This is a genomic window from uncultured Desulfovibrio sp. (genome assembly GCF_944327235.1).
Classification (GTDB): domain Bacteria; phylum Desulfobacterota; class Desulfovibrionia; order Desulfovibrionales; family Desulfovibrionaceae; genus Desulfovibrio.
In genome coordinates, this window is the sequence record NZ_CALVHE010000028.1 from 1 (window position 1) to 18,763 (window position 18,763).

The 18,763-nt window shown below is 61.1% G+C and carries 18 protein-coding genes and 1 tRNA gene; 5 read left to right on the top strand and 14 right to left on the bottom strand.

The window, feature by feature from the left end; all coding sequences use genetic code 11:
• Nucleotides 1-125 precede the first annotated feature (125 nt).
• From Q0K00_RS05830 to Q0K00_RS05875, 10 genes are all read right to left on the bottom strand, one after another.
• A complete protein-coding gene (locus tag Q0K00_RS05830) occupies nucleotides 126-1,076 on the bottom strand; it encodes a ribose-phosphate pyrophosphokinase (RefSeq protein WP_297228051.1) in 951 nt (316 codons plus the stop codon).
• A gap of 32 nt (nucleotides 1,077-1,108) precedes the next feature.
• A tRNA-Gln gene (locus Q0K00_RS05835) sits at nucleotides 1,109-1,183 on the bottom strand.
• 7 nt (nucleotides 1,184-1,190) lie between these two features.
• Nucleotides 1,191-2,153: a 4-(cytidine 5'-diphospho)-2-C-methyl-D-erythritol kinase gene (gene ispE, locus Q0K00_RS05840; protein ID WP_297228029.1), complete on the bottom strand. Its 963-nt coding sequence runs from the start codon at nucleotides 2,151-2,153 to the stop codon at nucleotides 1,191-1,193.
• Nucleotides 2,153-2,686 (bottom strand): ATP-dependent protease subunit HslV, encoded by a 534-nt coding sequence (gene hslV, locus Q0K00_RS05845; protein WP_297228030.1) that lies wholly within the window; start codon nucleotides 2,684-2,686, stop codon nucleotides 2,153-2,155. Before hslV ends, ispE begins: the two co-directional genes overlap by 1 nt.
• On the bottom strand, nucleotides 2,686-4,095 hold the full coding sequence (locus Q0K00_RS05850) for a M48 family metallopeptidase (RefSeq protein WP_297228031.1): 1,410 nt from the start codon (nucleotides 4,093-4,095) through the stop codon (nucleotides 2,686-2,688). Before Q0K00_RS05850 ends, hslV begins: the two co-directional genes overlap by 1 nt.
• Before the next feature lie 41 nt (nucleotides 4,096-4,136).
• Nucleotides 4,137-5,588: a cysteine--tRNA ligase gene (gene cysS / locus Q0K00_RS05855; protein ID WP_297228032.1), complete on the bottom strand. Its 1,452-nt coding sequence runs from the start codon at nucleotides 5,586-5,588 to the stop codon at nucleotides 4,137-4,139.
• Nucleotides 5,589-5,593: 5 nt separating this feature from the next.
• The gene (gene rpiB / locus Q0K00_RS05860; protein ID WP_297228033.1) at nucleotides 5,594-6,034 is read right to left on the bottom strand and encodes a ribose 5-phosphate isomerase B; all 441 of its coding nucleotides are present in this window, start codon (nucleotides 6,032-6,034) and stop codon (nucleotides 5,594-5,596) included.
• 9 nt (nucleotides 6,035-6,043) lie between these two features.
• Complete coding sequence (locus Q0K00_RS05865) at nucleotides 6,044-6,865, bottom strand: hypothetical protein (RefSeq protein WP_297228034.1); 822 nt, start codon at nucleotides 6,863-6,865, stop codon at nucleotides 6,044-6,046.
• Nucleotides 6,862-8,601: a tetratricopeptide repeat protein gene (locus tag Q0K00_RS05870; RefSeq protein ID WP_297228035.1), complete on the bottom strand. Its 1,740-nt coding sequence runs from the start codon at nucleotides 8,599-8,601 to the stop codon at nucleotides 6,862-6,864. Before Q0K00_RS05870 ends, Q0K00_RS05865 begins: the two co-directional genes overlap by 4 nt.
• Nucleotides 8,602-8,622: 21 nt before the next feature.
• Nucleotides 8,623-9,804 (bottom strand): RNA polymerase sigma factor RpoD/SigA, encoded by a 1,182-nt coding sequence (locus tag Q0K00_RS05875; protein ID WP_297228036.1) that lies wholly within the window; start codon nucleotides 9,802-9,804, stop codon nucleotides 8,623-8,625.
• 169 nt (nucleotides 9,805-9,973) lie between these two features.
• On the opposite strand from Q0K00_RS05875, the gene Q0K00_RS05880 reads away from it, so the two are divergent.
• Genes Q0K00_RS05880 through Q0K00_RS05900 form a run of 5 tightly spaced genes read left to right on the top strand, consistent with a single transcriptional unit; the run spans nucleotide 9,974 to nucleotide 14,746 of the window.
• Nucleotides 9,974-12,391, top strand: a complete 2,418-nt coding sequence (locus tag Q0K00_RS05880) for a homocysteine S-methyltransferase family protein (RefSeq protein ID WP_297228037.1) — start codon at nucleotides 9,974-9,976, stop codon at nucleotides 12,389-12,391.
• A gap of 6 nt (nucleotides 12,392-12,397) precedes the next feature.
• Nucleotides 12,398-12,856, top strand: a complete 459-nt coding sequence (locus tag Q0K00_RS05885) for a TlpA disulfide reductase family protein (protein WP_297228038.1) — start codon at nucleotides 12,398-12,400, stop codon at nucleotides 12,854-12,856.
• 2 nt (nucleotides 12,857-12,858) lie between these two features.
• Entirely contained in the window at nucleotides 12,859-13,344 is a 486-nt protein-coding gene (locus tag Q0K00_RS05890; RefSeq protein WP_297228039.1) for an N-acetyltransferase, read from the top strand.
• Nucleotides 13,341-13,862: a hypoxanthine phosphoribosyltransferase gene (gene hpt / locus Q0K00_RS05895; RefSeq protein ID WP_297228040.1), complete on the top strand. Its 522-nt coding sequence runs from the start codon at nucleotides 13,341-13,343 to the stop codon at nucleotides 13,860-13,862. The genes Q0K00_RS05890 and hpt overlap by 4 nt, the downstream gene beginning before the upstream one ends.
• A 20-nt stretch (nucleotides 13,863-13,882) precedes the next feature.
• Nucleotides 13,883-14,746, top strand: a complete 864-nt coding sequence (locus Q0K00_RS05900; RefSeq protein WP_297228041.1) for a DUF3426 domain-containing protein — start codon at nucleotides 13,883-13,885, stop codon at nucleotides 14,744-14,746.
• Nucleotides 14,747-15,715: 969 nt separating this feature from the next.
• On the opposite strand, the gene ychF is transcribed toward Q0K00_RS05900, so the two are convergent.
• The 4 genes from ychF to Q0K00_RS05920 all read right to left on the bottom strand — a co-directional run bounded on the left by ychF (nucleotide 15,716) and on the right by Q0K00_RS05920 (nucleotide 18,559).
• Nucleotides 15,716-16,816: a redox-regulated ATPase YchF gene (ychF, locus tag Q0K00_RS05905; RefSeq protein WP_297228042.1), complete on the bottom strand. Its 1,101-nt coding sequence runs from the start codon at nucleotides 16,814-16,816 to the stop codon at nucleotides 15,716-15,718.
• Nucleotides 16,817-16,929: 113 nt separating this feature from the next.
• Nucleotides 16,930-17,553, bottom strand: coding sequence for a FlgO family outer membrane protein (locus Q0K00_RS05910; RefSeq protein ID WP_297228043.1), 624 nt, complete (start codon nucleotides 17,551-17,553; stop codon nucleotides 16,930-16,932).
• An 8-nt stretch (nucleotides 17,554-17,561) separates the two neighbouring features.
• Entirely contained in the window at nucleotides 17,562-17,855 is a 294-nt protein-coding gene (locus Q0K00_RS05915) for a hypothetical protein (protein ID WP_297228044.1), read from the bottom strand.
• Between the two features lie 17 nt (nucleotides 17,856-17,872).
• A complete protein-coding gene (locus Q0K00_RS05920; protein ID WP_297228045.1) occupies nucleotides 17,873-18,559 on the bottom strand; it encodes a FlgO family outer membrane protein in 687 nt (228 codons plus the stop codon).
• Between the last annotated feature and the right edge of the window lie 204 nt (nucleotides 18,560-18,763).

Consider the following 18,763-nt stretch of genomic DNA (forward strand, 5'->3'; position numbering starts at 1 on the left):
GTCTTCACGTTTCTGCACGCTCAACGTCTTTTCAATGCTCATTGTCTTCTCCTTCACTGTCTACCGCTGCGAGGCGGAAAACACTCGTATTTTTTATGAAACGGGGCAAGGGCTCCCGTAATTCACTAGACGAACAACACGCTTACCGAGGAACCGGTATGGATGTTGTGGATGGTTTTGCCCAGAAGGGCCGCTACGGAAACGACTTCCAGCTTGGGACAGGCGGCCAGCTTGTCGCCCAGCGGGATGGTGTCCGTCACGATGACACGGTCCAGCGCGGCGGTGTTGTTGATGCGCTCGATGGCGGGACCGGACAGCACAGGATGGGTGGCGCAGGCGATGATGCGGGAAGCGCCGTACTTGAGCAGCACTTCCGCGCCGGCGCACAACGTCCCGGCGGTGTCGATCATATCGTCGACCACGATGGCCACCTTGCCTTCCACTTCACCGATGACATGCATGGCCTGCGCCTGATTGGGCTTGTCGCGACGCTTGTCCACGATGGCCAGCGGGGCGTTGAGCCGTTTGGCGTAGGACCGGGCGCGCTCCACGCCGCCCGCGTCGGGCGAGACGATGACGATGTCGTCATTCTCGCTGTATTTGCGCAGGGGATCCATCATGACGGGCGTGGCAAAAAGATTGTCCACCGGACAATCGAAAAATCCCTGGATCTGACCGGCGTGCAGGTCGATGGTCACGACTCGTTCGGCACCGGCCGTACTGATGAAATCCGCGACCATTTTGGCGCTGATGGGAGCGCGAGGGCTGACCTTGCGGTCCTGTCGGGCATAGGCGTAATAGGGGATGACGGCGGTGATGCGTCCGGCACTGGCGCGCTTGAGGGCATCCAGCATGAGGCAGAGCTGCATGAAATTGCGGTTGACGCTCGGCGGACAGGTGGGCTGCACCACAAAAACGTCGTCGCCGCGCACATTGTCCCCGATCTCGATGCGCAGCTCGCCATCGCTGAAGGTCGTGGCAAGGGTAGGGGTAAGCTGGCAGCCAAGATGGTTGCAAATGGCTTTGGCCAGATCGGGATTGGACGAACCTGTGACAATCTTCAGATCGCTGAACATCATCTGCGTGCCTTTGCGCCGTAGGGGTTATGTGGCTGGGATGGAAGGGTTCGAACCTTCGCGTGACGGAGCCAAAACCCGTTGCCTTACCACTTGGCGACATCCCAGCAAGTATCAGAGCGTCTGCACATATGTGCGCCAGCCGTCTCCCGTCAGTGCGGCGCGGGCCTGTTCTGCCCGTTCGGCGGCGATGAGGCCGACAACCGCAGAGCCGCTGCCGCTCATGACAACAGCCCATGCCCCGTAACGCGTCAGGGATTGCCTGACGGTGTTGATGACCGGATATTCCCGCGCAACGGCTTCTTCCAAATCATTACGCATGGCAAGAGCATGGCGGCGGCGAAAACAGAACGTCGCTGCTGTGCTTATGTCCGGCATGGTCGAGAGAGCTGTTCCTTTAGCCTGCATCGCGCCATTTGTCAAGTCCCCGCTGTCCGCGTCCCGTACTTTCGTTGCTGCCAGCGCATCATAGGCCCGGTAGGCCCACGGGGTGCTGATGCGTTCTTCCGGGCAGACGAGAATAAGACTGGTTCCGGGCAGCTCCACGGAAGCCGGTTCGAGGATCTCGCCGATCCCCCGTACGCGACAGGCGCCGCCTTGCAGAAAAAAGGGAACATCGGCGCCCACGCGCAGCGCCACGCGGGCAAGGGCTTCCGGCGCAAGCGGCGCGGGGCTGGTCGTATCGAGCCAGCGCAGGAGGGCGGCCGCGTCGCTGCTGCCGCCGCCAAGGCCCGCTCCCGAGGGGATGCCCTTGTGCAGCCGTATCCGCAGCGCGGGCGGCGGCAGGGTACTGGCCTGACAATAGGCTTTATATGCTTTGGTGAGCGTATTATCGGTCGGATCGAGGATGCCGGCGTCGCAGATGACGGTAATGCCGGGCGCGGCATCGGGCATGACGTTCAGCTCCAGCAGGTCGCTCGGCGCGGACAGCGGCAGGAAAAGCGAGTCCAGCTCATGATAGCCGTCCGGGCGGATGCGGGTGATGCGCAGGCCGAGATTGACCTTGCAGCCTGCCGACAGGCGCAAGGGCGAGGCGCTGTTCTCGACGGTCGGCGGCAGCGGGGCGTGAGCGGACATCAGAGACTTTCCACCGAGAAGTGGTCATTGGTGTAGACGCAGATCTCCGACGCGATGCGCATGGCTTCCTGAACGATGTCCGTTGCCGTCAGGTCGCTGTGTCGGAGCAGGGCACGCGCCGCCGAAAGCGCGTAAGGGCCGCCGCTGCCGATGGCCGCCACGTCGTCATCCGGTTCGATGACGTCGCCCGTGCCGGAGAGCAGCAGTATGTGTTCGCTGTCGGCCAGCAGCAGCATGGCTTCCAGCTTGTGCAGGTACTTGTCCTTGCGCCATTCCTTGGTCATCTCCACGGCGGCACGGACAAGGTTGCCGCGAAATTCCTTGAGCTTGGCCTCAAAGAGTTCAAAGAGCGTGAAGGCGTCCGCCGTAGCTCCGGCAAAACCGGCCAGCACCTTGCCGTCATGCAGACGGCGCAGCTTGCGTGCCGAGTGCTTCATGATCATGTTCTGGCCCAGCGTCACCTGACCGTCTCCGGCCATGGCCACGATCCCGTCCTTGCGGACTGCCAGTATGGTGGTGGCATGTGTTTCCATCAATCGTCTTCCCACATTTCCTTGCGTTCTTTGTATACGTCTTCCAGACGCTTGAGCAGAGGAGCGTCGGCAGCGCTGCGGGCCTTGGCCCGAGCTTCTTCCACATAACGTTTGGCCTGCTTGCGGCGATTGGCGTAAATGGCGCTGTAGGCCATGTGCACATAGGCGGCGCCTGTCCGGCCGGAGCGCCCCAGCGAGCGGGCGTAGGCCTCGTGGACATCGGCTTCCTCGGGCACCTGTCGCAGGACATCCTTGTAGTAGCGATCCGCCTGAGCGGCTCTTCCGGTCTCATCGAGCAGGCGGGCATAAAAGAAACTGGCCATATAGTCCCGCGGGTCAAGTTGCATGGCGCGGGTCAGTAGGGGCTCGGCCTTGTTCATATCTCCCTTGCGGTAATGGAAGGCTCCGGCCTCCCGCAGTACAAGCGGATCCGCGGGAGCGGCGGCCACGGCGGCGTCAAAGCTCTTGGCGGCCTGCACCACGTCGTTGCGACGAGCGTAGACCATTCCCCGCCCCATGAGGGACAGAGCGCTCTTGCCGCTGAAACGTTGCAGAGCGACCTGTTCATCGCCGTAGCGCCCCCAGAGCAGGGTCTGCACCCGCAGGAAACGGCTGTTGTCCACGCGGCGATCGCGCACGCTCGCCTTCATGCCTGTGACCCGTGCCATGATGCCGTTGATGCGGTCACCGATGTCCGGGTGAGTGGAAAGATAGGCCGGGACGCTGGCGCCGCTCATCCAGCTTTTTTGGCGCAGGACCTTGAAGCCTCCCGCCATGCCCGCCGGGGGATAACCGGCAGCCGTGAGGTACTGCAGGCCGATGTGGTCGGCCTCGTTCTCGTCTATACGGCTGTAATTGAGCATGGCCGACTGTCCGGCACCCAGAGCGCCCACGGCCAGCGCCCCGCCGCCGGAACCACCGGCAGCGATGCCGGCCACCGCCAGCAGCAGGGAGGCAATGCTGACCACCTGGGCCCTTTCCAGCCGTGAAGCCACATGGCGCTGCGTGACGTGGGCCAGCTCATGCGACAGCACGCCTGCCAGCTCGCTCTCGCTGGTGAGGTTCATGATGAGGCCCGTGAATACATAGACGTAGCCGCCGGGAACGGCAAAGGCGTTGAGCTGCGGGTGCAGGATGACGCCGGAGCGAAAGGTGAAGGGCTGGGGCGGGATGGCCTTGACCAGACGGGTCACAAGGCCTTCCACATAATGACTGACTTCCGGATCCTGTACCAGCGGCAGATTGGAGCGGATCATGGTGTCGAACTTTTGCCCCATCTTCTTTTCGTCCTTGAGGGAGACCCCTCCGAAAAAGAAGGCATGGGCCTGTCCGACGGCAAGTTGCCACATCAAAAGGACGAGGAGGGCCATCCGAAGTCCCTGTCCACAGCGGGATATGACGGTTCGCATGGACCCTCCTTTCAGGTAATGGTTGAAGAGGGAAGCGTGCTTCAGGCGAGATCCCACTGCTGACCCTGCGGGGTATCCCGTACCAGCACGCCAAGGGCGGCCAGTTCGTCCCGCAGGCTGTCGGAAAGGGTGAAGTCCTTGTTACGGCGGGCTTCGGCGCGCCGGGCCATGAGCTCTTCCACCTGAGCCGTATCCAGATTCTTGCGCCGGGCCTTTTGATCCCGCATGGCCGTCAGGAAGACGGCGGGATCCTGACCGAACAGGCCGAGGCGAGCATTCCAGTCACGCACGCGGGCCAGGAAGTCCTCGAACAGATCCCGCGCTCCTTCGCCGGCGCGCAGCGTCTTGTCTTCCAGCAGGCGGTTGACAAGACGGATCTGGGTGAAGATATGGCCGAAGGCCTGTGCGCTGTTCAGATCGTCATCCAGGGCGGCCGTCACGGACGGGGCAAGCTGCTGCCATTCCGAGAGCAGGTCGGCGGGTAGGGCGGTCTTCTTCCAGTTGGCACGTTCACGTGCCGCATGAACTTCGCGCAGGCATTCGTAGATGCGCTGCAGGGCGCGTTCGGCCTCGTCCATGGCTTCGGGGCTGAAGTCGATGGGGCTTCGGTACTGCTTGCCCAGCAGGAAGAACCGCAGCGTTTCCGGCAGGTAGCCGTCCAGGATATCGCGGATGGTCTTGAAGTTGCCCAGCGACTTGGACATCTTTTCGGCATTGATCTGCACGAAGCCATTATGTACCCAGAAGCGGGCCAGCTCGCAGCCGCAGGAGGCTTCCGTCTGCGCGATCTCATTTTCGTGATGCGGGAAGACAAGATCCTGCCCGCCGCCGTGGATATCCAGCGGCAGGTAGGGCTTGCTCATGGCCGAACATTCGATATGCCAGCCGGGCCGCCCCTTGCCCCAGGGGCTTTCCCAGAAGGGTTCGCCGGGCTTGGCGGCTTTCCAGAGGGCAAAGTCCAGCGGGTCTTCCTTCTCTTCGCCGGGAGCCACACGCGCCCCGGCCTGCAGGTCATCCAGACTGCGACCGGAGAGCTTGCCGTAAGGCGGATAGGCGCGCACGCGAAAATAAACATCGCCGGAAGGGGTGGCGTAGGCCTTGCCCTGCTCGATAAGGCTGGTGCAGATATCCTGCATCTGCGGGATGTAGTCCGTGGCGCGCGGCTCGTGGTCGGCGCGCAGGACATTGAGGCGGTCCATATCCTCATGGAAGGCGCGGACGTATGTTTCGGCCACTTCCTTCCAGTCCCGTCCCTCCTCATTGGCACGGCGGATGATCTTGTCGTCCACGTCCGTGAAATTGCGGACAAAGGTCACGTCCAGTCCCTGCGCACGCATATGGCGGACCAGCAGGTCAAAGACGATGGCCGAGCGGGCATGGCCGATATGGCAATAGTCATAGGCGGTGATGCCGCAGACATACATATGTACCTTGCCGGGACGCAGAGGTGTGAAGGTTTCTTTTTTACGGGTAAGCGTATTATAGAGCTGCATGGTGGCTACCTTGCGGACTGCGGGTTGAGCTGATCGATACGGCGCTGATGGCGGCCGCCTTCAAAATCGGTATCCAGAAAGACGTTCATGATGGCAAGGGCCAGCTCTACGCCGGTCACCCGCGCGCCGAGACAGAGGACATTGGCATCGTTGTGCATACGGGTGAAGCGGGCATGGAGCTCTGTGGTGCAAAGGGCCGCGCGGATGCCCGGATGGCGGTTGGCGGCAATGGACATGCCGATGCCTGTGCCGCAGATGAGGATGCCGCGTCCGTTCTCCGTCTCCACGGCAGTACAGAGCGCATGGGCATACTGCGGATAATCGCAGCTTTCCCGGCTGTTCGTGCCATGATCGCAGATATGGAAACCACGGGCTTCCAGTGCGGTTTTCAGCGTTTCCTTCAGTTCGAGACCGGCATGGTCACAGGCAAGATGGATGGTTTCCATTCTGTCTCCTTACGGGGCGGAAGTTCCTTCTGCCGGGGCCCGATACCGCGAGAGCGGCAGCAGAGGCGTGTCTTCCGGCAGGGCAAGACCGAGCTGTTCCTCGGTAAAGGGGCGTTGTACCGTGTCGCGCTGTTTGACGAGCACGATGGCCTTTTGTCCGTTGGTATGCGTCAGATCCAGCCGGCGGGGCAGGTTCTGCTCATCGTAGCGGATCTCCATGATCCAGCCCTTGTCGCCGTTTTCCGTCCAGCGCACGGGGAGTCCTTGTTCATCCAGCGTCAGCACGCCGCCGAAACGCTTTTCCAGAGCAAAGGCTGCCGTATCGGGCGACGCCGCGGCCACAGGGGTATGGCCTTCGCCGAATGCCCGCAGGAAACGTCCGTTGAGCAGGGCGGAAAGATCGGCCAGCGCCAGCGGGACGGGCACGCCGACCTTGATCAGCGGTTTGGTGCGGCCTTCATGGAAATAGGCGACATTTTCACGGGGGCTGTAGATGAGGAAGCGCGTGTCCGCTTCAACGATATTGGCAATGACGGCGCCCACCCCGGCCATGACGTCAAGCCGCAGATGGCTGTCGTCATTCCCCCAGAAAAGGGCCGTGACCCGTCGGGTATCGCCTTCGGTGCCGAAGCGCAGGCTCAGACCCAGGCGGTAGGGGGAGGGAGGATGCCGGTCGCTCTGTCGGACAAGGGCCTGCCAGAGATGTTCGCTGCGCTCGGCAGCGGCAGGGCTTTCCGGGGGCGGCAGCTGATCCGTCCCCTTGCCGGCGCAGGCCGTCAGGATGGTGAGCAGGCAAAGGACGACGAGACGTGAGGCGATACGTTTTTTCATAGCGCTGACAGACGTTGCCGCAGGACATCGGCATTGGCGGGTTTGTATTCAAGGGCCTTCTGGTAGGCGGTGCGGGCTTCCTCCCGCAAATTCATGGCCGCGGCGATGTCGCCGTAATGCTCCCAGATGGCGGGGTCGATGACTTCGCCCGTGCGCACAGCCCGCCGGATCTGCTCCAGCGCTTCGGGGAGCTGCCCGGCCTTGTAGAGGGCCCAGGCAAGAGAGTCGATGATGTAGGATTGATTGGGGGACAGGCTGTCGGCCTTGCGCAGCAGGCCGATGGCACGATCCAGATCGCGGCCGCGCTCGGCCAGAGAATAGCCGACGTAATTGAGCGCCTGCGCATTGCCGGGATGATTGGCCAGCAGGTTTTCCATGGCTGCAAGTGCGCCGTCCCTGTCGCCCATGTCGTCCAGCAGGCTGCCCAGCAGGAAGGACAGATCCTCATCGGCGGGCCATGTCTTCAAACCTTCGCGGATGATGGCCAGAGCTTCCTGCTTGCGTTCCAGCCGGACGAGGATTCGGGCCTCGAGCGAGTAGAATTCGGGCATGTCCGCATAATGGCGGCGGCCTTCCTGCACGAGGCGCAGGGCGTCTTCATTCTTGCCCGATTCCGCGATGATCTGCACGCGCAGGAGCGCGCCGCGAGGCGCGGCATTTCCTTCAGCCGGGACGCGGTTGAGCCAGCCCAGCGCCTGGGAGACGTCCCGCCGTTGCTGATAGGCCAGATCCGCCAGCAGCAGAAAGACTTCCGGCGGCGCGGCGGGATCGTCCGCCACCTGCCGCAGCAGGCTTTCGGCCTGAAGATAATGCCGGGAATCCATGAACATGCGCGCTACGGTGAGCTTGAAGGCCAGAGTATCCGGGCCGTCCTGCATGTATTTGAGCGCCCTGTCCGGCTGATTGAGCTGGAGGGAGATATTGATGAGCCGCAGCGTCACTTCTTCAGGAGAGAAGTTCATCCCGGCAAGCCGTTCATAAACGGCGCGGGCTTCCTTCCATTCGCCGCGCTGCTCGTGGAGGAAGGCCAGCTCGGCCAGCGCTTCCACAAATTCGGGCATCTCCTTGATGGCTCGATTCAGCTTGACGATGGCCTCATCCTTGCGCCCCATGCCGGAAAGGGCTCGCGCATGACTGTAGTCCACCAGCGGCGTACGGGCTTTTTCCGGCAGGGAGTTGAGCAGGGCGTCAGCCTCGTCGAAGCGGCCATCCTTGACCAGCAGCAGGGCCAGCTCCACCTGGGCGTCGGCTTCGGCGGGGTGGCGGGCGATATAGCTCTGCATGATGCCGATGGCCTTTTGCGTCATTTTGCGGTCGGACAGGGTCTCGGCATAGAGCATGGTGAGCGAAAGATCGTCAGGGTGGACACTCAGCGCGTCCTCAAGAAAGGGGACGACCAGCTCGGAGTGCCGTCCGAGCAGCCAGACAGCCCCGTCCAGCCAGGCGCTGGACGGCAAATGGCTCCCCTTGAGGAGGCTGATCGCTTCGCGAAGATCCTCCTCGCGGAGCGTGTCCTCACCGCTGCCCATAAGTTGCATGAGGACAAGATACGCGTAGGTATCCTGCGCCTCGGCCGAAAGGGTCGTGGCCGGCGGCTGCGTTTCCACGCTGGCGAGCGTGCGCTCGGAAGCGGGCGTGTTGTTCTGATTGGCGCAACCGCCGCAGCCGAGCAGGGCAAAGGGAGCCATGCCGCCCATCAGCGCGGCGCACAGCAGGAGAGAATGGCCGCATTTCATCGGAGAGTTACCGCGTTTCATCTAGGATTGGATCCATTCGTCTGAAAAGTCTTTGACGTCGCCCGCAATGTGCCGACGGATTTTTTCCAGCAGACGCGCTTCCAGCTGGCGAACGCGTTCGCGCGTCACGTTATACCGTTCGCCGATCTCACGCAAGGTGACGGGATCGTCCGTGAGAAGGCGATTCTGCAGGATATACAGCTCCTTGTCATTGAGTTTCGGCAGGAGGGTCTTGATCTTGTCCCGCAGGATGTCGGCCATCTCAGCGCTGGCCAGATCATCTTCGATGCCGGGGCCGAGCGCGGGCAGGAAATCCATGCGGGTGGCTCCACCGGGTTCGTCCCCCACCTGGGCGTTCAGCGACAGGTCGCCGGCGGCAAGCCGCTGGTCCATTTCGTTGATCTGTTCCTCGCTGACGCCGAGGCGCTCGGACAGCATGGCCGCGTCAGGATCAAAGCCCTGGGCGATGAGTTTCTGGCGTTCACGGTTCAGGTTGTAGAACAGCTTGCGCTGCACCTGCGTGGTGCCGATCTTCACCATGCGCCAGTTGTCCATGATGAACTTGAGGATATAGGCCTTGATCCAGAACGAGGCGTAATAGGAGAACTTGATGCCCTTGTCCGGGTCGAACTTGTTGACCGCACGCATGAGGCCCACGTTGCCCTCCTGCACGAGATCGAGCACGTTCTGCATCCAGCGGCGCTGGAAGTCCATGGCGATGCGCACCACGAGCCGCAGGTGGGAGGATACCAGCCGGAAAGCGGCATCAGGGTCATTATGATCCCGAACCCGAAGAGCAAGCTCATGCTCCTCGTCGGGTTTGAGAAGGGGAAAGCGGCTGATCTCCCGCAGATAGAGGTGCAGGCTGTCCTTGTTGCCCGCCTGCACGGGCAGGCGCGACTCGGACGGCGCGGGCAGGGCATCGTCATCATGCGGGGCTTCGGTCAGAAAGAGAGGATCCCCCTCGTAGGCATCCACATCCAGAGCGTCGGCGTCCAGATCGTCGTGATCCGGTTCGTCCAGTTCCGGAACGAGCTCGCTTTCATCGTCTTCCCTGTCGCTCGCCTCAGAGACAGGATTGCCCGCCTGTCGTGGCAGGGTCGCAGGGATGCTGCGCGTTTTTTTGTCTGGCGGGGGGAGGATTTCCACGTCCGGCCGGTTTGCTTCGGGAGAACCGGCGTCTTTTTCGGCCTTGTCTGCCATGTGGGTGTCTTGGATGTTGGGGCGTTGCAGAAAGGGGGGACTTCTCCCCGGGGAACCAATCCTATAGTTTTGGTTTGTCCTTTTCAATGTTTTTCAGTAATAAAAACTTGTCCGGGGAAATGGCCCGGAAGATATGAATTTTTGCAGCGCAGCACAGAAAGGATTTGCTATGTCAGCATCGCCGTTCCTGGACAGACTCTTGGAAAAACGCCCGCTCATGCTTGATGGAGCCATGGGGACCATGCTCCAGGCCGCCGGATTGCCGCTTGGCGTCAGCCCGGAGGAATTTTGTATGCAGCGCCCGGACATCCTGCAGGATATCCATACCGCCTACGTGGATGTGGGCGTGGATATCATCACGGCCTGCACCTTTGGCGGCAATCCTTACAAGCTGCCCGCCGGTCTGGATGTCTTCGATTTCAGCCGCCGCATGGTTGAGGCGGCCAGAGCCGCGGCGTCCCGCAGCTCGCGCCGTGTTTTCGTGGCCGGGAACGTGGGGCCGTCAGGGCATTTTGCCCGTCCGCTCGGTGATGTGGAACCTGCCGACCTGATCGCCGCCTTTGCCGCGCAGATCCGTGGGCTGGTGGCCGGCGGCTGTGATCTTTTGCTGGTGGAGACGCAGTTCGATCTGGCCGAAGCCCGTGCCGCCGTGGTGGCTGCGCGTCAGGTGTGCGACCTGCCGGTCATGGTCTCCATGACCTTCGAGCAGGGGGTGAGCCTCACAGGTTCCAGTCCGACCATCTTTGCCGAGACCATGCAGAACCTCGGCGTGGATGTGGTGGGGACGAACTGCAGTCTCGGTCCGGATCAGATGGCGCCCGTGGTGCGTGAACTTCTGGACGTTTGCGCCTGCCCGGTCATGGTCGAGCCCAATGCCGGTCTGCCGGAGCTGCGTGATGGCGTGACGGTCTTTCCGCTGGGGCCGGAGGAATTCGCCGAAAAGACGGCCCGCTTCGCCGCTGAGGGGGCGCGGGTCCTTGGCGGATGCTGCGGCACGACGCCACGGCATCTGGCGGCACTGCGACAGGCGCTCGACAGGGTGGAACTCACGTCGTCCCCTTCAGTCGTCGCCTCGTCGGGCATGTGCCTGACCAGCCGCTCGCAGCTGGTGCGCTTTGCGCCCGATGCCCCCTTTGTCATCATTGGCGAGCGCATCAATCCCACGGGCAAGAAGGTGCTTACCGCCCAACTGCAGGAAGGTCGCTTTGACGAAGCTTTCCGTTTTGCCGACGAGCAGATAGCGGCCGGGGCGCAGGTGCTGGACGTCAACGTGGGGGCATCCCTTGTGGATGAGGGCAAACTGTTGCCGGAGCTGACCCGCTGCCTTGTGGAGCGCGTTTCGGCTCCGCTTTCGCTCGATTCCTCCAATGCCGACGCCATCGCCGCCGCGTTGCCGTACTGTCCGGGATCCTGCCTGGTCAATTCTGTAAGCGGGGAGAGCGGACGCATGGAGAAGCTCGGCCCGTTGTGTCGGGATTTCGGGGCGCCCTTCATCCTGCTGCCGCTCAAGGGGGCGGAATTGCCCGTCAGCGCAGCCGAGCGTATCGCCATTCTGGAAAAACTGCTGCGTGAGGCCGAAGCCCTGCGCATCCCCCGCCGTCTCATGCTGGTGGATATCTTGGCCTTGGCCGTTTCTTCCAAGCCGGAGGGGGCACTGGCCTGTCTGGACATGATCCGCTGGTGTCGGGAACAGGGCTTGCCTACCACGCTGGGCCTTTCCAATCTGTCTTTCGGGTTGCCCGCCCGAGATCTGCTCAATGCCTCTTTCCTTTGCATGGGGGCGGGGGCGGGGCTGAGTTCCTGCATCGCCAATCCTTCGGCAGCGCGCTTGCATGAAGCTTTTGATGCCCTTAATGTGCTGGGCGGACATGACGCCCACGCGGCAGTCTTCATCCCCCGCTATGCCCAGTGGAAAGCGGCTGCGCCCAATACGGCGGGCACCGTGCCCGCGGCGGCTCGAGCGGCTACGGTGGGTGAGGCCGTGCTCCAGGGCGACAAGGAAAACGTGCTGCCGCTTCTTCGGGCAGAACTTGAAAAAGGAGCTCAGCCCTTTGCGCTGGTCAATGAGGTGCTCATCCCGGCCATCACGGAAGTCGGCAACCGTTATGAACGGCGGGAATACTTCCTGCCGCAGCTCATACGCTCGGCCGAGACCATGCAGACGGCTTTTGCTGAACTTAAACCTTTGCTTGAAAAAAGTCGCGGCCCGGAAGAGCGCCCTGTCATCGTGGTAGCGACGGTGGAGGGGGATATCCACGATATCGGCAAGAACATCGTGGCCCTGCTGCTGGGCAATCACGGATTTGACGTCATCGATGCCGGAAAAGATGTGCCGGCCGAGACCATTGTGGCTTGCGCTTTGGAACACAAGGCGCATATTATCGGGCTGTCGGCATTGATGACCACCACCATGGTCAGGATGGAAGATACCATCCGACTGATCCGTGAACGTCAGCTGCCCATCAAGGTCATGGTGGGCGGTGCGGCGGTGACTCAGGCCTTTGCGGACGCCATCGGGGCGGACGCCTATTGCGAAGACGCCGTCAGTTCCGTGCGTGCGGCGAAAAAATTCATCAGTCAGGTGTAATGCATAATGAAAAGACTGTCTCTTGCGCTCCTGCTTGTCTTGCTGCTGCCGGCGCTGGCGTCCGCGGCCTCCCTCGAGTCCCTTGATCGGAAGGGCCTGGACGAGGTGATCGCGGCAAACAAGGGCAAGGCCATCATGCTGAACTTTTTTGCCACCTGGTGCCCGCCCTGCCGGATGGAGATCCCTGATCTGGTAAAAGTGCACGAAAAATATGCCGATAAGGGGGTGGCGATCATCGGCCTGTCCGTGGATGAGGACAAGGGCGCCGTTCCCGGCTTCCTGCAGAAGCTGGGAGTGAAATACCCTGTCTACATGGCCGACAACAGCATCACGCGCGCCTTCGGCATCAGCAGCATCCCTTTCAACGTCTTTATCGACAAGAAAGGGGATGTGGTGCTGGTGGGTTCCGGTCTTGTGGAACATAAGGATCTTGTGGAAATTTTTGACAAACTGCTGGAAGACTAGTCATGGCGTATGATTGGCCCGTGCGCAAGGCGCACATGGATGATGTGAAGGATATCCACGCTCTCTTGCTGGACTGCGCGCAGAAGGGCTTGCTGCTGCCGCGCGCGCTCATTTTCCTGTACGGACATGTCCGCAATTTCTGGGTGGTGGACGCGCCGGAGGGCGGTATTGCCGCCTGCTGTGCGCTGGCTCCCGTATGGGAAGATCTGGGCGAGATCTGTTCGCTTGTGGTGCGGGAGGATCTGCGCCGTCACGGGCTCGGGCGCAAGGTGGTGGAAGCCTGCATGTCCGATTGCGAAGCGCTGCACATCCGGCGTGTCTTTTCCCTGACGTATCAGGTGGAGTTCTTCTCCCGGCTCGGGTATGAGATCATCGAGAAGGGAGCCCTGCCGCAGAAGATCTGGTCGGATTGCGTGCATTGCGCCAAATATCCCGACTGCTGTGATGAAACGGCGGTCTTCAAGTATGTGGGGAGTGACGGACAATGACGGCCAAACTGCTTTTCAGCGCAGAGGATATCGCCGCACGCGTGGCGGAGCTGGGAGAGGAGATCTCGGCCGCCTATACGGGAGAGCCATTGGTGGCCGTTTGCGTCCTCAAGGGGGCTGTCCATTTTTTCAGCGATCTGACACGCGCCATCAGGCGGGAAGATCTGGAAATGGATTTCATCCGTATCTCCAGCTATGGCATGGGGACGGAGACGAGCCGGCAGATCAGACTGACCAAGGATCTGGAGTGTGATGTCCGCGGCAAGCATGTGCTCGTGGTGGAAGATGTGGTGGACTCCGGCCATTCCCTGCGGTTCCTGCTGGATCTTTTGGCCGACAGGGGCGCGCGAAGCGTGCGTATAGCCACTCTGGTCAACAAGACGGAACGCCGGGAAGTGGACATCCCGGTGGCCTTTTCAGGGTTTATGTTGGATTCCGGCTTTATTGTGGGCTATGGGCTCGATCACGCCGAGCGCTATCGCGCCCTGCCGTCCATCTATGAGTTATTGTCCGTCTAGTCTGTTGGCGAGGTATCCGCATGGAAATTCAATGCCCTCATTGCAGCAGTCGCTTCAATCTGCCGGACAAGCTCGTCAAGCCCGGCGCCAAGCTGCGCTGCTCGGTATGCAAGAACATCTTCACGTTGGAGACTCCTGAAAAAGAGGCCCCGGCTCAGGCAACTGCCCAAAAGGTCGAACCTGCTGCCAAAAAGGCGCCGGCCAAGGCTGCCGCTCCGGTCCGCAAGGAAAAGAAGGGGTCCTCTCTTTTCCTTTGGCTGGGCCTGCTGCTTTTTCTCGTCGTGCTGGGCGGTTCAGGTTACTGGTACTACATCCAGTTCCCGTCAGGAAGCAAGAAGCCGCAGCTTTCGGATGAAGAGCTGGCACAGCGTGTCTCCATGCTGACCATGCGCAATGTGCGTCAGTACTACGTGCAGAACGAGAAGGTGGGCAAGGTTTGCGTGATCGTCGGGGATGTGCGCAACGAGTTTCCTCAGCCCAAGGCGCTCATCCGTGTGGAGGCCGCCATTTATGACAAGAGCAGGAAGCCGCTGGCCGTGAAGCAGCAGCTTGCCGGTTCGCAGCTCTCGCTCTTCCAGCTTCAGGTGCTTGGAGAGAAGGAGCTGGAGTCTTTCCTGCAGAGCAGCACGGATATCTACATTCGCAATTCCAATGTTCCTTCGGGGGGCGAGGTGCCCTTCATGGTGTTGTTCTACGCACCTTCCGAGGAAGTTGCCGAGTTCGGCGTGCGTATCGTCGGCGTGGAGGACGTCGCTCCGCAGCCCGGCATGACGCCTGCGCCGTCCGCCCCGGCAGCGCCCATGCAGGCTCCGGCTCCCGCCCAGATGCCTGCGCAAGTCCCGGGCGCACAGCAGGCGCCCGCTTCCGTGCCGTCTGTCCGATGATGGGAAAATAAATGGCTAAAGAAAGAGGAGGAGAGTTCTTCTCCTCTTTTTTTATGGGAGATCCCATGTCGCCTCTCCCGCATACTTTTTTTCACTTCGCTTTCCGCTTTGTTGGGCTGTGTCCGGTGCTCTCCTGCCGTGCTCTGACCTTGCCCCCTTCCTTGCCCCTGGAAAAGCCCGCAGCGGGGCGCGGGCGGAACAGATCTTTCCCGCTAAATGTCTGGGAGGTACGGGAAGCCCGTCTGCGGGCGTATAGAGCTTTTTGACTTTGAAAAAGGCAAAATGCGAGGCGGCAGCACAGCGCCGCCCGGCCGAAAGTGAGCGGAAAAACCGCCTTTTTCCCGCGAAACGCCAGGCCGTATGGTTTGAAACGCCAAGCGGTTCAAACTGAAAATGTTCTAAAAGTGATGTGGCTGTGCGACTTGCGGGAACGAGGGGGACAGGACCAAGACACAAGGAGAGCGACAGAAGCGCCGTCTAAACGCTTCTTGAGTTTGTTCAGGAACGCCCGCTGCGAAGCTGATGCTATCTGCTGGCGACGGTCTTTACGCTGGCCTGGGTACTGCTCGAGGGTGTTTGGCGCAAAAGGCATGGGAGGCCACAAGAGCATTCAACGGTACGCGGCAGGCCATTGAGGTCCTCCCGCGGCGGCATCCCGGCCGGTAAGCTTGTTGTGTCTCCAAAGCCGCAGGGGAGAAGCCTTGCAAGGAGCTCCCATTTTGTTGTTCCAACATCGATGTCTTGAGAACATAGCCCGGCATGGCGTCTAGTCGCGGCAGGGATGTCCATGTGGCCTCTCCACTGTCGGGAAATCGAGGTGGCAAGATGCACGTCGGGAAGGGCGGGAAGAGGTTATGAGCAGAAAGCCCCCACCCGCGTAGGGCAGGGGCTTTCCCGGAAGATGGCGGTATTTGTCGCGGGCTGGCCCCGAAGGGGCAGGCTGTCCGCCCTGTCCGCCAAATCTTCATCTTATACATTAAAGAGGAAGTGCATGACGTCGCCGTCCTGCACGACATATTCCTTGCCTTCCACGCGCAGCACGCCGTCGGCGCGGCAGGCGGCCTCGTTTTCATGGCTCATGTAATCGTCATAGGAGATGACTTCGGCACGGATGAAGCCGCGCTCGAAGTCCGTATGGATGACGCCGGCAGCCTGCGGGGCTTTCCAGCCCTTGTGGATGGTCCAGGCGCGCACTTCGTCGGGCCCGGCGGTAAAGTAGCTGCACAGGCCAAGTGTGGCATAACCGGTACGGATGATGCGTACGAGGCCGCTTTCGTCGATGCCGTAGGAGGAGAGCATTTCCGCCTGCTCCTCGGCGGACAGGCCCTGCAGCTCTTCTTCCAGCTTGGCGCAGATGCGGGCAAAACCGGCATGGCGTTCCGCGGCGAGGGCTTCCACGCGGCGGGAAAGTTCATTGCCGTCAGCCACGGCGCTTTCGTCCACATTGGCGCAGTAGATGACGGGCTTGGCCGTCAGCAGGCCCAGTTCACGCCAGGACTGCAGAAACGCCTCATTGGCCGGCAGGGCAAAGGTCGAGGCGGGTTTGCCGTCGTTGAGCGCGGCCAGCAGTTCCTGCATGATCTCCGCAGCGGCCTTGGCATCCTTGCTGCCCTTGGCCATTTTCTGCAACTTTTCCAGCCGCTTTTCCACGCTCTGTATATCGGCAAGGAGCAATTCGGTCTCGATGGTGTCGATATCGCGCAACGGGTCCACGGTGCCGTCCACATGGGTGATGTTGTCATCCTCAAAGCAACGGACCACTTCGACGATGGCGGCGCATTCGCGGATGTTGGCCAGGAACTGGTTGCCCAGTCCTTCCCCTTTGCTGGCGCCGCGCACCAGACCGGCAATATCAATGAAATCCACGCTGGCGTGAATGGTTTTTTTAGGCTTTGCCTTGGCGGTCAAGGCGTCCACGCGCGTGTCCGGCACGGCCACCGTGGCCTTGTTGGGTTCGATGGTGCAGAAAGGATAGTTGGCGGCCTGGGCATTCTGGGCCTTGGTCAGGGCGTTGAACAGGGTGGACTTGCCCACGTTGGGCAGTCCGACGATACCGATGCTGAGAGCCATGCGTTCTCCTTGTGGGGTGAATGCCGCGGGATGCGGAGAGCAGCGCGGGACAAACAGAAAGCCCCGGACGCGCCGGGGCATTTTATAGTCAATATGGAGCCGACCGGCAAGGTCTATTGCAGGCGGGTGTAGGAGGAGGGGACGCCGCTCCCCGAACGAGAGGGATTGTAAGGGTCGCGGAGCAGAGGGTAAATATCTTCGGTAATGGGGACCGTGGCCGTACCCATGGCCATCACTTCATTGCTGGGGATGTGGATGATGCGGATGCTGAAACGCACCTGATCGCGGGTGACCACATAGGTCCCCGCCATGACAGCCTGACCGGTCCCGGTACGGCTTTGCAGCTTGCGGACGTCCCGGGTGAGCAGGAATTCGCCGGAGCGCTTGTCGAAGCGGACATAACTGCCAGTACGCAACTCCTTGAAGCGGTAACCCTTCTGCATGAGCCCTCGGGAGACCTCTTCCATCATTTGCCGGGCCAGAGGACTGCTCTCATCCAGATCATTGATGTTGACCGGCGATGTCCCCAGAATCATGATGCCGGCACGTGCCACAGCCTCACGGTTGGATTTGCTCATATCGGGATCCCGCCCGGCATAGCGCATCATGAGCTGGTCGTCGATCTGATCGGTGATGTCGTCCGCAGCGGAGGGCACGTTACCTTCAAAGAAGGCGGCCGCCGTCAGCGGAGAGAGGGCCAGAGCCGTGACAAGAAGCAGAATGAAAAGACGTTTCATGACCGCACCTAGCGCATGGTTCGCAGCAGCATCTCGATACCGTTGAGCTCCTGCTTGATGGTTTCGTATTCCTTACGATCGTGGCAGACGGAAAGTGCCTGCACATAGCTTTGCCGGGCCAATTCGTAACGGCCTTGCGCACGAAATGCCCGCGCTTCCTTCAGATACTGTCTGCTCAGGGCGTTCGTGCTGGTCGAGGACTCGACCGCCTGACAGGGGACCGGTGCAAAAACGGGAGAAAGCAGGAGGGTGCAGACCAGACCACTGGCGGCCGTCAGGCCGAGGATATGCTTGAAAGTCATTGCGTCATCTCCTAAACCTACTGGCCCTGCCGGATGGGGAGGGTGCCGCTGCCCAGCGTGGAGCCGGGCGTATAGAGCGAAGGATAGTAACCGTTCTTGCCGTACTTGCGCGAATTGTTCACCGCAGCCTTGCGGGAGGCTACCTGCGCATCGGATTCGGACATGCGCCGTACGATGCCGGTATTGGGCAGGACGAGCTGTCCGGTACGCAGCACGAGCCCGTCAGTGGCCCGAACCAGGCGAGCATTGACGAACGTGGCGTCCTTGTCCACATAATAGGTGCCCACAATCAGGGCGGCCCACTTCTGACCCACCGGGATGCTTACATTGTTGAGAAAAGCAAGATCATCCCTGCCTCCGGTGACGGAGACCTTGCCCGCCAGGCGATATTCACGGACCGGGAAACCGCGTTGATTGAACTCATAGATAAGCGCCTCGGAGATGAGACGCCCCAGAGGAGAGCTCATGCTGCGATTTCCTTGCTCCACAAAGGAGGTCGGCAGGGCAACGACGCCTTTCAGGGCATCATTGGGCATGGTGGCCAGCATTTGGTCAGCCAGCTCCCGGCATTTGAGCTTGAGTTCCACGGCATCGACGTATTCGGGGTCAGTGGGAGCCGCAGAGCGGGTGCAGGCCGGGAGCAGAGCTGCCAGCAGCAGAAGCAGCAGGCAAAAACGGCGGCATGTGTAAGGGAGCGTGGGCATGTGAAGCATAGGCACCTCTGAGGTGGAATTCTTGCGAAGCTTAACGGCATTACGGGAAAAAACTTGAGCACACCGGCAGAAATGACGGATATCCGTTTCCTGCCCGTGATTTTCGGCAGAGACCTGCAAATTTTGTTCCGGTAAAAAATGCCACTGTTGTCGCGGCGGAACGCAAGGCTCCTTCCCCGCCGCCAAAGGCAATAT

What these genes read in the sequence shown, in the direction of transcription:
- Q0K00_RS05830 (WP_297228051.1), bottom strand. Translation starts at nt 1,076, where the DNA reads ATGTTCAGCGATCTGAAGATTGTCACAGGTTCGTCCAATCCCGATCTG.
- ispE (WP_297228029.1), bottom strand. Translation starts at nt 2,153, where the DNA reads ATGTCCGCTCACGCCCCGCTGCCGCCGACCGTCGAGAACAGCGCCTCG.
- hslV (WP_297228030.1), bottom strand. Translation starts at nt 2,686, where the DNA reads ATGGAAACACATGCCACCACCATACTGGCAGTCCGCAAGGACGGGATC.
- Q0K00_RS05850 (WP_297228031.1), bottom strand. Translation starts at nt 4,095, where the DNA reads ATGCGAACCGTCATATCCCGCTGTGGACAGGGACTTCGGATGGCCCTC.
- cysS (WP_297228032.1), bottom strand. Translation starts at nt 5,588, where the DNA reads ATGCAGCTCTATAATACGCTTACCCGTAAAAAAGAAACCTTCACACCT.
- rpiB (WP_297228033.1), bottom strand. Translation starts at nt 6,034, where the DNA reads ATGGAAACCATCCATCTTGCCTGTGACCATGCCGGTCTCGAACTGAAG.
- Q0K00_RS05865 (WP_297228034.1), bottom strand. Translation starts at nt 6,865, where the DNA reads ATGAAAAAACGTATCGCCTCACGTCTCGTCGTCCTTTGCCTGCTCACC.
- Q0K00_RS05870 (WP_297228035.1), bottom strand. Translation starts at nt 8,601, where the DNA reads ATGAAATGCGGCCATTCTCTCCTGCTGTGCGCCGCGCTGATGGGCGGC.
- Q0K00_RS05875 (WP_297228036.1), bottom strand. Translation starts at nt 9,804, where the DNA reads ATGGCAGACAAGGCCGAAAAAGACGCCGGTTCTCCCGAAGCAAACCGG.
- Q0K00_RS05880 (WP_297228037.1), top strand. Translation starts at nt 9,974, where the DNA reads ATGTCAGCATCGCCGTTCCTGGACAGACTCTTGGAAAAACGCCCGCTC.
- Q0K00_RS05885 (WP_297228038.1), top strand. Translation starts at nt 12,398, where the DNA reads ATGAAAAGACTGTCTCTTGCGCTCCTGCTTGTCTTGCTGCTGCCGGCG.
- Q0K00_RS05890 (WP_297228039.1), top strand. Translation starts at nt 12,859, where the DNA reads ATGGCGTATGATTGGCCCGTGCGCAAGGCGCACATGGATGATGTGAAG.
- hpt (WP_297228040.1), top strand. Translation starts at nt 13,341, where the DNA reads ATGACGGCCAAACTGCTTTTCAGCGCAGAGGATATCGCCGCACGCGTG.
- Q0K00_RS05900 (WP_297228041.1), top strand. Translation starts at nt 13,883, where the DNA reads ATGGAAATTCAATGCCCTCATTGCAGCAGTCGCTTCAATCTGCCGGAC.
- ychF (WP_297228042.1), bottom strand. Translation starts at nt 16,816, where the DNA reads ATGGCTCTCAGCATCGGTATCGTCGGACTGCCCAACGTGGGCAAGTCC.
- Q0K00_RS05910 (WP_297228043.1), bottom strand. Translation starts at nt 17,553, where the DNA reads ATGAAACGTCTTTTCATTCTGCTTCTTGTCACGGCTCTGGCCCTCTCT.
- Q0K00_RS05915 (WP_297228044.1), bottom strand. Translation starts at nt 17,855, where the DNA reads ATGACTTTCAAGCATATCCTCGGCCTGACGGCCGCCAGTGGTCTGGTC.
- Q0K00_RS05920 (WP_297228045.1), bottom strand. Translation starts at nt 18,559, where the DNA reads ATGCCCACGCTCCCTTACACATGCCGCCGTTTTTGCCTGCTGCTTCTG.